This window comes from Neisseria dentiae (assembly GCF_014055005.1).
In the GTDB taxonomy this organism is placed as follows: Bacteria; Pseudomonadota; Gammaproteobacteria; order Burkholderiales; family Neisseriaceae; genus Neisseria; species Neisseria dentiae.
Genome location: NZ_CP059570.1, coordinates 2,095,933 through 2,108,540, shown reverse-complemented (window position 1 = coordinate 2,108,540; position 12,608 = coordinate 2,095,933). Strand labels below are relative to the sequence as shown.

Sequence of the window (12,608 nt, the reverse complement as noted above, 5' to 3'; positions counted from 1 at the left end):
GAATTTTGCAAAGGCCTCCATTTGCTAAAAAGCCGAATCCCGTCATTCACGCCTGTGCGGAAATGACGGGATTCAAGCATTTCAGACGGCCTTGAGGTATTTTTACAAAGCCCGTGGCCGGCGTGTTTTTTATATGCTGGTGTTTTCAGCGGTTTGGTTCCGTTTTTGCACCCACGCCCTCACCCATACGAAAAACACCGGAACAAACAGCAAACCGAGCACGGTCGAAATCACCGTGCCGCCGAGCACCGCCGTGCCGATGGCAACCCGGCTGGCAGCACCCGCGCCGGTACCCAGTGCCAGCGGCAGCACGCCGAAGCCGAAGGCGAGCGAGGTCATCACAATCGGGCGCAGGCGCAGGCGGGCGGCTTCGACGGCGGCGGCAAAGGCGGTTTTGCCCTGCGCTTGCAGCTGCATGGCGAATTCCACAATCAGAATGGCGTTTTTGGCGGCCAAGCCGACGGTGGTGAGCAGACCCACCTGAAAGAACACGTCGTTGTTCAGGCCGCGCAGCGAGGTGGCGGCGAGTGCGCCGAGTACGCCCAATGCGGCGGCCAGAATCACGGCAAACGGCACGCTCCAGCTTTCATACAGCGCCGCCAGGCAGAGAAACACAAACAGTATCGAAATGGCGTATAACAGCGGCGCTTGGCTGCCGGCACGCTGCTCTTGCAGCGAAGCGCCCGTCCATTCGTAATCAAAGCCGTTCGGTAATTGCGCCATGATGTTTTGCACTTCGCGCATGGCGTCGCCGGAGCTGGCGCCGCTTTTCACGCCGGCCTGCATTTCCATGGCGAGGCTGCCGTTGAAGCGGATTAATTGCGGCGGTGCGATGTCCCAACGGATGGTGCTGACGGCGGAAAGCGGAATCATCTGCCCGGCCGTATTGCGCACTTTCCAGTTGCCGATATCCTGCGGCTGCATACGGAACGGCGCATCGGCCTGCACATACACGTGTTTGATGCGGCCGTTGTGAATGAAGTCGTTCACATAAGTGCCGCCGAGTGCGTTGTTGAGCAGCTGGTTGACGGCCGCCGGTTCGATTTGGTGGGCGGCGGCTTTGAAGTTGTCCAAATCCACCTTCAGCTGGGTGCGGGCGTCTTGGTTGTTGGTGCGCACGCTGTCCAGATAAGGGCTGTTGCGCGCCAGCTCGATGAAGCGGTCTTTGGCGGCCACCAGCGCATCGTAGCCTGCGCCGTTCATGTCTTTGATCATAAAACTCACCCCGCCGGCCGAGCCCAAGCCGCGCACCACCGGCGGCAGGCTCACGAAAATGCGCGCATCGGTGCGTTTGCGCATTTCAGCAGCGATACGGCGCGCCAGTGCGGCGGCAGTGTGTTCCCCGCCCGTTCGCTCGTCCCACGGTTTGAGGCGCAAGGTGATTTGGCCGTAGCCTTGGCTGCCGCGTATGCCGGTGAGGGCGTGAACGGTGGCGACTTCGGGCTGCTGCATAAAGTAGTCGGTTAGCTCGGCCACGATTTTCTGGGTGCGCGCATCGGTGGCGCCGGGCGGCAGCGTGATGCTCACCGAGAGAAAGCCTTGGTCTTCTTCGGGCAGAAACGAGGTGGGCAGCCACACAAACAGGGCGGCACACACCGCCAAAATGCCCGCAAACGCCGCCAGCATGATTTTGCCGCGCTGCAAGAGTTTGCCCGCCGTGGCGCCATACCATGCCGACGCACGCTCAAAACCGCGGTTGAATGCCCGCAAAGGCCGTCTGAACAAACCGCCGCCGGGGTTGTTGTGCGCTTTGGCTTTCAAAAACTGCGCGCACATCGCCGGCGAAAGGGTTAGCGCCACCAGCACCGAAAAACCCATGGCGGCGATAATGGTAACGGCAAACTGGCGGTAAATCACACCGGTGGAGCCGGGAAAAAACGCCATCGGCACAAACACCGCCGACAACACCATGCCGATGCCCACCAGCGCCGATGAGATTTCCTGCATGGATTTTTCGGTGGCGGTTTTCGCGTCCAGCCCTTTTTCGTGCATCACGCGCTCCACGTTTTCCACCACCACAATCGCATCGTCCACCAGCAGGCCGATGGCCAGCACCAGCGCAAACATGGTCAGCATATTGATGGAATAGCCCAACAGCGCCAACACGCCGAGCGTGCCCATCAGCACCACCGGCACGGCCACGGCGGGAATCAGTGTGGCGCGCCAGCTCTGCAAAAACACATACATCACAATCACCACCAACACCACCGCTTCCAGCAGCGTTTTGAGCACTTCTTCCAGCGAGGCTTTCACAAACGGCACGCTGTCTTGGCTGGTTTGCGCTTTCATGCCGTAGGGAAAACCCGGTTCCATGGCACGGATACGCGCTTCCACCGCCGCCGCCACATCCAGCGCATTGGCATTGTCGGCCAGAACCACGCCGAACGCGCCGGCTTCTCGCCCGTTGAGCCGGTTTTGCACGTCGGCGCTTTCTGCGCCCAATTCCACCCGCGCCACGTCTTTCAGCGTAACCGCCGCGCCGCCGGCCGTGCTTTTCAAAATAATGTTTTCAAATTCGGCCACGGTGGAAAATTTGCCGCGCGCCTGTATCGGCACGTTGAGCATTTGGTTTGCCGCCGCCGGCAGCTGGCCGAGCTGCCCGGCCGATACCTGCACATTTTGGCTTTGGATCGCCGCCACCACATCGGAGGGAACCAGTTGGTAAGCCTCGAGCTTATCGGGGTTGAGCCACACGCGCATCGCATAGGGGCTGCCGTAGAGCGTGATTTCCGCCACCCCGTCGATGCGCGCCAACACATCCACCAGATTGCTGGCCAGATAATCGGTGATCATCACCCGCGACACATCGGGATCATCGGTGGTGAACATCCAGGTAACCAGATTGTCCTGTCCGCCTTTGGTCACCGTTACCCCGCGCTCCTGCACTTCGTTGGGCAGCCGCGAAAGGGTTTGCTGCAAGGCATTTTGCACCTGCACCTGCGCCACATCGATATCGGTGCCCGGCTCGAAGGTGAGGGTGGAGCGCGACTGCCCCGAAGAGTCGGCGGTAGAGCTCATATACATCAGGTCGTCCAGCCCCTTCATCTGCTGCTCGATAACCTGCGTAACCGAATCGTTGACCGTTTCGGCCGACGCGCCGGTATAGCGCGCCACCACCGAAATCTGCGGCGGCGCAATATTGGGATACTGTTCCAGCGGTAGCGCCAACAGCGACAAAGCGCCGGCAAAGGTGATGAAAATCGCCAATACCCAGGCAAAAACCGGGCGGCGGATAAAAAAGTGAGCCATGATGGGGACGGATAAATTGTGAATGTATTATGGCTTGCATTCTAACGGATATTGAAACCGGCAGGCGGCAAACGCGGGTTGCCGAAAAGTAAAAGGCCGAGACCTTTGCAAAAAAGTCGTTTTAATCCTGAATGTATGATATTTCGTCATACTCGGGCTTGACCCGAGTATCTCTTTGTCTTCTAAAACAAACAGATACTCGGGCCAAGCCAGAGCATGACGGAAGTGTTTTAGGTGCCTAAAAGAATTTTGCAAAGGTCTCAGGCCGAAATTTTTGTAAAGCGCGAGAGCTTTGCAAAAATACCTTAGAGCTAGAAAAGGTCGAGTTGTTTACATAACAGGCTGGGAATGAAGCCTGTTGTGTAAACAACTCGACCTTTTCCTACAACTTACCCAGGCACAAAGGTAGCTGAGGTGGTTAGGCGGTGGATAACAGGCGATACATCAATGCCGTTTTCTGAATACTGTGCACCGGTGCACCATCGCGTGATCTGCCGCCCTATTACGGCGGCTGGAGCAACACCCACCGTCGCTTCATCTTGTTGGTACAACAAAGGTATTTGGACGAAACTGGTACTCATCCTTTCGGGAGAAAAATATGGAGTGATTGATGCCACCCATATCTAAAGTTCATCTCTATGTGGAGGGAGCCAAAGGCGGCAATGCGGGCATGAGCCGCACAAAAGGGTACTGAATACCAAGCTGCATTTAGTGATGAACGACGGGATGTCGGTAAAATTCGTGTTAAGTGAAGGCAGTGTGGCAGATTTCCTGTCTGTCGAAACACTTAATTGTATAGTGAATTCAAATAAAAACTCCGAAATGAAATAACTGCATTCAAACTTGCAATTGGGCGATATGCTAAAGAATCGTTTTACCCTACTTCGGCATTCTTATTTTAATCCACTATAGATACGGAAGCCAACAAGTTGTTGGCTGATAAAGCCTATGATATTGATACGATCAGGAATTTGGCTGTTTTTTGGGAATGGACGCCGTTATCCCGTCAAAGGTTAACCGCAAGGAGTAGCCGTTTTTTGACCGCTATCTTGTACCGTTACCGTCACTTGGTAGAAAACTGCTTTTGGGGTTTTATAGTGAATTCAAATAAAAACTCCGAAATGAAATAACTGCATTCAAACTTGCAATTGGGCGATATGCTAAAGAATCGTTTTACCCTACTTCGGCATTCTTATTTTAATCCACTATAAACGTTGGTGGGGCATTGCCACGCGTTATGAGAAAAGCTTCATTTGCTGCGGCAATAGAAATCCGGATTATTACAATGTGGTTGAAAATATTGTGACTATACTATTTAGGGTTTTCTATACCTCAACCGTTTGCGCCCGTGTGATACACAAACACTTTCGATTTGCGCCCGCTTTCGTGGTATTCGCTCAGGCGTTCGGGGGGGAGGGCTTCGGATGAGGCCGTTTGAAAGCCGCGTTCGAGAAACCATTCGCCGGTGTGGGTGGAAAGGGCGTAGAGGGTGCGGATGTTGCGGCTGCGGGCCTGCCCGAGCAGATGTTCGAGCAACAGTTCGCCGTAGCCGCTGTCTTGCGCTTCAGGGGAAACCACCAGGCAGGCCAGTTCGCCGATGTCGGGGTCGGCAAAGGTTTTGAGGGCGACGCAGCCGTAAATGCGGCGGTCGTGTTCCAACACGGAAAACTCGCCGATGTGGTTTTCAAGGTATTCGCGGCTGCGGCGCAGTAGGATGCCCTGTTCTTCGAGCGGGCGGATAAGGGCGGTGATGTCGGGAATGTCGCCGGTTTGGGCCTGCCGGATGTTCATAAAGGCGTTGCGCGCCACGGAAGTGCCGACGCCGTGGCGGGTAAACAGTTCGGCAATCAGGCTGCCGTTTTGGCGGCCGCTGAGAATCTGGGTGCGCTGCACGCCGTTTTCCACGGCGTTTACGGCCGATTGCAGCAGCCTTTGCTGGTTGCTCTGCACCCGTCCGCCGGCTAGCAGGGCGCGGGCCTCTTGGCCGGAAAGGTTGGGCAAAACCTGCCCGTGCTCGTTTAAAATGCCTTCCTGTTCAACCAGATAAACCAGTTTTTCGGCCTGAAGGGCAACGGCGGCGGCTTCGGCGATGTCGCCCATGCTGAGGTTGAAGGTTTTGCCGCTGAGCGAATGGCCGAGCGGGCTGATTAACACTAAGGCACCGTCGTTGAGGCGTTGGCGCACGGCTTCGGTGTCGATTTTGCGCACGATGCCGGTGTAGCCCATGTCGATGCCGTCGATGATGCCGAGCGGGCGGGCGGAAACGAAATTACCGCCGGCAATGCTCAGGGGCTTGCCGCGCAGCGGGGTTTGGGAGAGGCCGAACGAAAGGGCGGCTTCGATGTCGCTGCGCACCATGCCGCAGGCCTGTTTGGCGTGGGCGAGGGTGGTTTCGTCGGTGATGCGGCGGCCGTTGTGGTATTGCGGGGTAAGGCCGTGCGCTTCTGCCAGAGTGTTGATTTGTGTACGCGAACCGTGCACCACAACCAGGCGCACGCCGAGGCTGGCGAGCAGGTTTAAATCGGCGGCGAGCGTTTGGAGGGTGGAGCCGGAGAGCAGGCTGCCCGCAATGCCGATTACCAGCGTTTTGCCGCGCAGGTAGTGGATATAGGGGGCGGCTTCCCGGAAGTCGCGGATAAAATCAACAGGGGCGGTCATCTCAAAGCATTAATATCAAATAGAAAAGCTGCATGATCAGCACGGTGAGCGCGGTGAGTGCGGCCAAAGTCCAGTTAAAGCCGTCTTTTGCAGGCTCGGCGGTGCCGGTTGCGGCGGCCTGCGCTTTGGCGGAGGGTTTGTTTTTGCTTTCGGCGGGAATCATGCTGTCGAGCAGGTCGGCGATTTCGTTTTTCGACAAGGCCTTGTGGTTGCGCACGGCGGGGCCGATGGAGCGCACCAGTTTGGTGTCGGTGGCGGCGCCGGGCAGCTGCTCGGGCGAGGCTTTGTGCGGGGTGTTGCTGATGTGGTGCTTGGCTTGGAACAGGCCTTCGCATTTGGTGCAGACCACAAAACCTTGCGCCAGGTTCAGTTGGGTATCTTTAACGGCAAGCCGTGCTTTGCAGTGGGGGCAGACGCAGATGGGCATAATAGTGATTTAAGACGTTTATTATAGAAACCGGTATTTTAAGGTTTTTCAGACGGCATGGGAAGTTTGCGCGGGAGTTCGGCGGTTTTTCGGGTTAAACGGAAACAGGCCGTCTGAAACAAATCTTTTCAGACGGCCTGTATGCTTCGTTGATACAATAGCCGTTTTATTTTTATGCAACCGTGTGTTTGCGGTTTAAGTGCTTGATATGCAGCAGACTTCTTCTAAAAATTGGCTGGCTGCGGCGGCTGCCTACACAGACCGCCGCGCCGTTACGCTGTTTTTTCTCGGCTTTTCGGCAGGTGTGCCGATTTTGCTGATTTTCTCGAGCCTGTCGCTGTGGCTGCGCGAAGCGGGGGTAGACCGCAGCACGGTAACTATGTTCAGTTGGGCGGCACTGGCTTATTCGTTCAAATTCGTGTGGGCGCCGCTGATTGATTCGTTGCCGCTGCCGCTGCTGACCCGCCTGCTGGGCAAACGGCGCGGCTGGCTGTTGTTGTCGCAATTGCTGGTGATTGCGGCGGTGTGCAGTATGGCCATGGTCAACCCCGTCAGCGGCACGGCATTGACTTATATGGCCGCAGGTGCGGTGTTGCTGGGTTTTTCGTCGGCCACGCAAGACGTGGTGATTGATGCCTACCGCATCGAAGCGGCGGCAGACGATGTGGCGATGCAGTCGGTAACGGCCGCCACTTATAACGCCGGCTACCGCGTGGGCATGATTGTGGCGGGCGCGGGCGCGCTGTTTCTAGCGGCGAGGTTGGGTTCGCACGAAAACGCTTATGTGTATGCGGCCTGGCAGCAAACCTATTTCATTATGGCCGCCGTGATGGGCGTGGGGGTGGCGACGACGCTGCTGATGCGCGAGCCTGCCGTGTCGGAACGCCACACGGCAGCGCGCTCCACCGCCGACAACCTGCGCCTGCTGTTGTTGTTTTTGGTGTCGGTGGCGGCGTTTGTGGCGGCGTTTTCGCAACTGGGCAAGGTGTTGCCGCAGGGCGGCGGCCCGCTGGCAGCGTTCGGTTGGGAAGCTGTGCGGTTGCTGCTTTCCGCCTCTGCCGCCTCGGCGGTGGGTGCGCTGACCGTGAAAAGCGGTTTGGTGCCCAAACAGCTGGCCGTGGACACTTGGATACACCCCGTTACCGATTTTTTCGAGCGTTACGGCAAATCGGCGCTGCTGCTGTTGGCCTTAATCGGCGTTTACCGTATTTCCGACATTGTGGCGGGCGTGATTTCCAATGTGTTTTATCAGGACATGGGCTTCAGCAAAGAAGAAATCGCCGCGGCGGTGAAAACCTTCGGCGTGGTGATGGCGGTGGCCGGCGGTTTTCTCGGCGGGCTGCTGTCGCAGAAATTCGCCCTGATGAAAATGATGATGACCGGTGCGGTGCTGGCGGCGCTAACCAACCTGCTGTTTGTGGCGCTGGCCTACCGCGGGCACGATGTGGCGTTTATGTATTTGGCGGTGGGGTTCGACAATCTTGCCGCAGGTTTGGCAGGCGCGGTGTTTATCGCCTTTTTGTCGGCGTTGACCAATATCCGCTTCACCGCCGTGCAATATGCGATTTTCAGCTCGCTGATGACACTGCTGCCCAAAACTTTGGGCGGCTATTCGGGCGCGATGGTGGATAAAATCGGCTATCCGGGTTTCTTTACGCTGACCGCGCTCTTGGGCGTGCCGGTGTTGCTGCTGGTGTATCTGGCCGAGAAAAAGCTGTTCGGCAAAAACGGCGGGGCAGGGTAGGGCTGCTGTTTTGTGCGGACATAAACTTTTCCGCTTTATTGGTTTGTTAAAAATTGAGGCCGTCTGAAAACCTGTTTTTAAAACGGGTTTTCAGACGGCCTGTGGTTTTGCCGACGGAATGTTTTAACCAACCTGAAATCTTTGCAAGTCGGTTTAGGCCGTCTGAAACATCCGATTATCGTTATTCCTGCCTACGCGGGGGGTAGCGCCGGGCTTGCGAAGCCAATAACGGAGCCTGAGCATTTCAGACGGCCTCAAGATGGTTTTGCAGAGGTTTCCTGAAATCGGCGGGCTGTTTCCCGGCAACCCCTGCCGTCAGCCGATTAAATTAACCGGTGCGGATTCGTCGGGCTTGGCCGGTGCCGAAGGTGCGGCGTTATACGCATAAGCTGCGGCGGGGGTGTTTTGCGCAGCGGAAGCGGCGGTTGCGGCACCGTTTGTTTTTTCCAGTGCGGCAGCCAGTTTGGCTTCGGAGATTTTCCCTTCGAGCACGTCGTTGCCGAATGTGCCCGAATCGAAAACGAAGCGGGTAACGGCGGCGCTTTTGCCGGTGTTCTGCCGTTCGATAATCAGTTTGTCGCTGCTGCCGCCGATGCTGATTTCCCAGTTGCTTTCGCCTGAAAACCACGGGTGGGCGGTGCGGGTAACGGTTAGGTCTTCGGGGGCGATGCCTGTGCCGAAACGCACCGTATTGCTGCCTTCGGTGTCGGAAACGGTGTCTTGGCCGCTGCCTTTGGCAAACATAAACGTGTCGTTGCCTGCGCCGCCGTGGAGTTTGTCGTTGCCGCTGCCGCCGTCGAGAATGTCGTTGCCTGCGCTGCCGTGCAGGGTGTCGTTGCCGCCGTGGCCGTTGAGGCGGTCGTTACCCGTCCAGCCGTCGATTAAGTCGTTGCCGCTGCCGCCGTTGACGGTGTTGCCGTTGACGTCGCCGAACAGCATACGGCCGCCGTTGCCGGATGTGTCGTGCAAATCGAATTTGATGGTATGGGTGGCGTCGTCGATGCGGCCGCTGCGTGCGGCGGTGCTGCCGTCGAACTTGAATTCTATGGCAGCTTCGGTGGCGCCGCGGTTGGGGATAAACACCAGGCTTTCGGCGTCGGAATAATGGAACTGGCCTTTTTTCACCCATTCGATAACGTGGCCGTCTGAAGAAAGATAGGCCAAACGCCCGCCGGTTACTTTTTCGATATCGAAACGGTATTCGGCCAGTTCGTTGTCCTGCCCTACGCCGAAATCAGCCCTGCTCATGCGGTAGCCGCTTTGGCTGCCGATGGCGATGGTTTTGCTGTTACCGATGATGCCGATACGGTCGGCCAGCTGCCACGGGCTGAGGGTTTCGTTGGCGAACTCGAAGCGGGTGATGGCGAGGTTGTGGTCTTCGTCGGCACTTTGGTTGTGGATGGTGAGTTTGTCGTTGCTGCCTTTGACGGCGATATGCCAAACGTTTTCGATGTTGCCGCCGGCCTCAACGGCGGCGGTGATGGTTAAGTCTTCGGGGCGGATGCCTGCGCCGAAGCGTACGGTGTTGGTGCCTTCGGGGTCGGAAACGGTTTCTACGCCGGGCGTGCGATAGTCGATGATGGTGTCGTGGCCGTAGCCGCGGGCGAAGAAATAGGTGTCGTCGCCGTTGCCGCCCATTAAGATGTCGTTGCCTGCGCCGCCGTCGAGATAGTCGCCGCCGTCGCCGAAGTCGGGGTAATAGAGTTCGCCCAAGCTGTTTTCAATCAGGCCGACGGCTTTGCCGCCGATTAAGCGGTCGTTTCCTACGCCGCCGTAGAGTTTGTCGCTGTCGTTGCCGCCGGTCAGCAGGTCGTTGCCGCCGTGGCCGAACATCGAGTCGTTGCCGTTGTTGCCGGAAAGATGGTTGTTACCGTGGTTGCCGTGCAGGGTGTTGTCGGCATGGTTGCCGCTGCCGTTGGTGTTGCCGCTGCCGGTGAGCGTGAGGTTTTCTACATAGGCCCGCAGGGTGTAGTTCACGCTGCTGAACACGGTGTCGGTGCCGTGGTTTTGCAGTTCGGTTACCGTGTCGCCGGTGTTATCTACATAATACACGTCGTTTCCGTTGCCGCCGTGCATGGCATCGGCGCCGCTGCCGCCGTCGAGCGTGTCGTTGCCGCCGTAGCCGTAAAGGGTGTCGCTGCCGGCCAAACCGCGCAGTTGGTTGCGGTTGTTGTTGCCCGTGAGCACGTTGTTTTGGGCGTTGCCGGTGGCGTTGATGGCATCTCTACCCACCAGTGTGAGGTTTTCCACATAATCGGGCAGGGCGTAGTTCACGCGGCTGTAGGCCGTGTCTGTTCCCTGGTTGGCTTGCTCGATGATGCGCTCTTGCGGGTGGCTGATGTGGAACACGTTGTCGGAACCGTCGCCGTAAAACACGCCGGGCGTGCCGGTTGCGGCGGTTTCCGCCAATGTTGCCGCATTGGCGGCTCCTCCCGTGGTGCCGGATTGTTGGCTGCTCATGATAGCCTCCTTATTTGAATCGATATTAATGATGATATTCGGGTAAGACGCCGGCATGTGGTTTTGCTTTTGGTTGCCGCAGATGGGAATGTATTACAAAAATTGATTATATACAATATTTTAAACTAAATTATTATTAGTGTAAAAACCATAGTCATATTCGCTGCTTTTATTTGTTTCTATTTGAATGGTTGTTGGGATTCCTGCATGATGGCGGCCGTCTGAAAGCCCCTTGCGGCAAACTCTGTTAGAATATCCGGCCAACTTTGAAGGAGCCGACCATGACCTGCCCTTTGTGCGCCCCCGCCGGCGAAGATGTGCTGCTGCAAACCGCCAACCTGCGCGTGATTGCCGTGCACAACGAAGCCAATGCCCCCGCGTTCTGCCGCGTAATCTGGCAGCACCATGTTGCCGAAATGACCGATCTGCAACCGGCAGAACGCCAAGAGCTGATGGATGCGGTTTACCGCGTGGAAGCCGCCATGCGCGAAGTGTTCAAGCCGGCCAAAATCAACTTGGCCAGTTTGGGCAACGTGGTGCCGCACCTGCATTGGCACGTTATTGCCCGCTTCGATAACGATGCCAACTTTCCCGCCCCCGTTTGGGCGCCGGCCGTGCGCGAACTGCAGGCGGTTTTGCCGGAAAACTGGCCGCAGCAGATAAAAGCATTGTTGTAATACACACAATGCAGGCCGTCTGAAAACCGTTTGCTCCTTTCAGACGGCCTGCATTGTGCAATACCGCGCAACACCTTTAAAATACACGCCTTTATCAGGCCGTCTGAAAAGGCGGCGCATATGAGGAAACTTTATGACCTGGCAACCTTCCCGCCGCAATTTCCTGAAAGCCTCTGCCGCAGCCGCCGGTGCCGGTATGCTCGCCGCCTGCGGCAGCGGCACAACCACCCAGCCCGCCACCCAATCCAGCAAAGCCCAAACCGTGCCACCGAAAACCACCCAACCCAGCCGCAGCGGCGACAATATCCTGCGCGTTGTCGCCCCGTCCGGTTTCGCCGACAGTGCCGCCCGTTCCGAAGCCGGCCTCTCCCGCCTTCATCACGCCGGTTTCGCCGTAACCAACCAGCAGGCCGCTTTCCGCCGCTACCAGCGTTTCGCCGGCACCGACAGCGAACGCATCGCCGACTTCCAAGACGTTGCCACCGGCCGCGTCGCCACCCCGAAAGTGCTGATGGGGCTGCGCGGCGGTTACGGTGCCGTGCGCATTCTGCCGCATATCGACTTTGCCAATCTCGGCGCCCGTATGCGCGAACGCGGCACGCTGTTTTTCGGCTTCAGCGACTTGTGCGCCGTGCAACTCGCCCTGTTGGCCAAAGGCAATATGGCCAGCTTCGCCGGGCCGATGGTGTACAGCGAATTCGGCAAACCCGCTCCCAGCACCTACACCATGGAATCGTTTATACGCGGCGCCACCAATGCCGCCAACACCGTCAGCGTGTATAACGTGCAGCGCCGCAGCGTAAACGCCGAAGGCACGTTTTGGGGCGGCAACCTAAGCGTGCTGGCCTCGCTCGCCGGCAGCCCCTATATGCCCGACATTCAGGGCGGCATCCTGTTTCTCGAAGACGTGGGCGAACAGCCCTACCGCATCGAGCGTATGCTGCAAACCCTGCATTTGGCCGGTATTTTGTCGAAACAGCAGGCCGTGGTGCTCGGCGACTTCCGCATGGGCACCATCCGCGACGTGTACGACAGCAGCTACGACTTCAGCGCCGTGGTCAACAACATCAGCCGCATCGCCAAAGTGCCCGTGCTCACCGGTTTTCCGTTCGGCCACATCACCAACAAAGCCACCTTCCCGCTGGGCGCGCACGCCAAAATCACCGGCGAATCCAACGGCGGCTATTCGGTAACATTCAGCGGCTATCCCACCCTCAACGCCGCCGGCCTGATGCTCGATACCCTGCTGCCTCCGCCCGTTCCCGCCTACCAGCCCGTGAATATCGTGGAAGACCCGATGCAGGAATAAATTAAGGCGGTTTAAACCCCTGTTACAAAGGTCTCAGGCCGCCTGAAAAAATTTCAGACGGCCTAAATGATTGAACTTCCCATA

At 57.6% G+C, this 12,608-nt stretch carries 7 protein-coding genes and 2 pseudogenes; 5 read left to right on the top strand and 4 right to left on the bottom strand.

Annotation, left to right across the window (positions count from 1 at the left end):
• Positions 1–129: 129 nt before the first annotated feature.
• Positions 130–3,249 (bottom strand): multidrug efflux RND transporter permease subunit, encoded by a 3,120-nt coding sequence (locus H3L92_RS09920; RefSeq protein WP_085366120.1) that lies wholly within the window; start codon positions 3,247–3,249, stop codon positions 130–132.
• A 422-nt stretch (positions 3,250–3,671) separates the two neighbouring features.
• Here H3L92_RS09920 and H3L92_RS13640 point away from each other — a divergent pair.
• Together H3L92_RS13640 and H3L92_RS13635 are read left to right on the top strand one after the other, a co-directional pair.
• Positions 3,672–3,791: pseudogene (locus tag H3L92_RS13640) on the top strand (transposase); the annotation flags it as partial.
• Positions 3,792–3,852: 61 nt separating this feature from the next.
• A pseudogene (locus H3L92_RS13635) lies at positions 3,853–3,964 on the top strand (IS5/IS1182 family transposase); the annotation flags it as partial.
• Between the two features lie 617 nt (positions 3,965–4,581).
• On the opposite strand, the gene argA reads toward H3L92_RS13635, so the two are convergent.
• Together argA and H3L92_RS09910 are read right to left on the bottom strand one after the other, a co-directional pair.
• Positions 4,582–5,907, bottom strand: coding sequence for an amino-acid N-acetyltransferase (argA, locus tag H3L92_RS09915; protein ID WP_085366119.1), 1,326 nt, complete (start codon positions 5,905–5,907; stop codon positions 4,582–4,584).
• A gap of 1 nt (position 5,908) precedes the next feature.
• On the bottom strand, positions 5,909–6,334 hold the full coding sequence (locus H3L92_RS09910; RefSeq protein WP_085366118.1) for an MJ0042-type zinc finger domain-containing protein: 426 nt from the start codon (positions 6,332–6,334) through the stop codon (positions 5,909–5,911).
• A 208-nt stretch (positions 6,335–6,542) separates the two neighbouring features.
• On the opposite strand from H3L92_RS09910, the gene H3L92_RS09905 reads away from it, so the two are divergent.
• Positions 6,543–8,078, top strand: coding sequence for an AmpG family muropeptide MFS transporter (locus H3L92_RS09905; RefSeq protein WP_085366117.1), 1,536 nt, complete (start codon positions 6,543–6,545; stop codon positions 8,076–8,078).
• A gap of 315 nt (positions 8,079–8,393) precedes the next feature.
• Here the strand turns inward: H3L92_RS09905 and H3L92_RS09900 are convergent, their stop codons facing one another.
• Positions 8,394–10,538, bottom strand: coding sequence for a calcium-binding protein (locus H3L92_RS09900; RefSeq protein ID WP_085366116.1), 2,145 nt, complete (start codon positions 10,536–10,538; stop codon positions 8,394–8,396).
• A 281-nt stretch (positions 10,539–10,819) separates the two neighbouring features.
• Between H3L92_RS09900 and H3L92_RS09895 the strand changes: the two genes are divergently transcribed.
• Both H3L92_RS09895 and H3L92_RS09890 read left to right on the top strand, forming a co-directional pair.
• Positions 10,820–11,215: an HIT family protein gene (locus H3L92_RS09895; RefSeq protein WP_085366115.1), complete on the top strand. Its 396-nt coding sequence runs from the start codon at positions 10,820–10,822 to the stop codon at positions 11,213–11,215.
• A 133-nt stretch (positions 11,216–11,348) separates the two neighbouring features.
• On the top strand, positions 11,349–12,524 hold the full coding sequence (locus H3L92_RS09890) for an LD-carboxypeptidase (RefSeq protein ID WP_085366114.1): 1,176 nt from the start codon (positions 11,349–11,351) through the stop codon (positions 12,522–12,524).
• Positions 12,525–12,608: the final 84 nt, after the last annotated feature.

What these genes read in the sequence shown, in the direction of transcription:
- H3L92_RS09920 (WP_085366120.1), bottom strand. Translation starts at nt 3,249, where the DNA reads ATGGCTCACTTTTTTATCCGCCGCCCGGTTTTTGCCTGGGTATTGGCG.
- H3L92_RS09910 (WP_085366118.1), bottom strand. Translation starts at nt 6,334, where the DNA reads ATGCCCATCTGCGTCTGCCCCCACTGCAAAGCACGGCTTGCCGTTAAA.
- H3L92_RS09900 (WP_085366116.1), bottom strand. Translation starts at nt 10,538, where the DNA reads ATGAGCAGCCAACAATCCGGCACCACGGGAGGAGCCGCCAATGCGGCA.
- H3L92_RS09890 (WP_085366114.1), top strand. Translation starts at nt 11,349, where the DNA reads ATGACCTGGCAACCTTCCCGCCGCAATTTCCTGAAAGCCTCTGCCGCA.
- H3L92_RS09895 (WP_085366115.1), top strand. Translation starts at nt 10,820, where the DNA reads ATGACCTGCCCTTTGTGCGCCCCCGCCGGCGAAGATGTGCTGCTGCAA.
- argA (WP_085366119.1), bottom strand. Translation starts at nt 5,907, where the DNA reads ATGACCGCCCCTGTTGATTTTATCCGCGACTTCCGGGAAGCCGCCCCC.
- H3L92_RS09905 (WP_085366117.1), top strand. Translation starts at nt 6,543, where the DNA reads ATGCAGCAGACTTCTTCTAAAAATTGGCTGGCTGCGGCGGCTGCCTAC.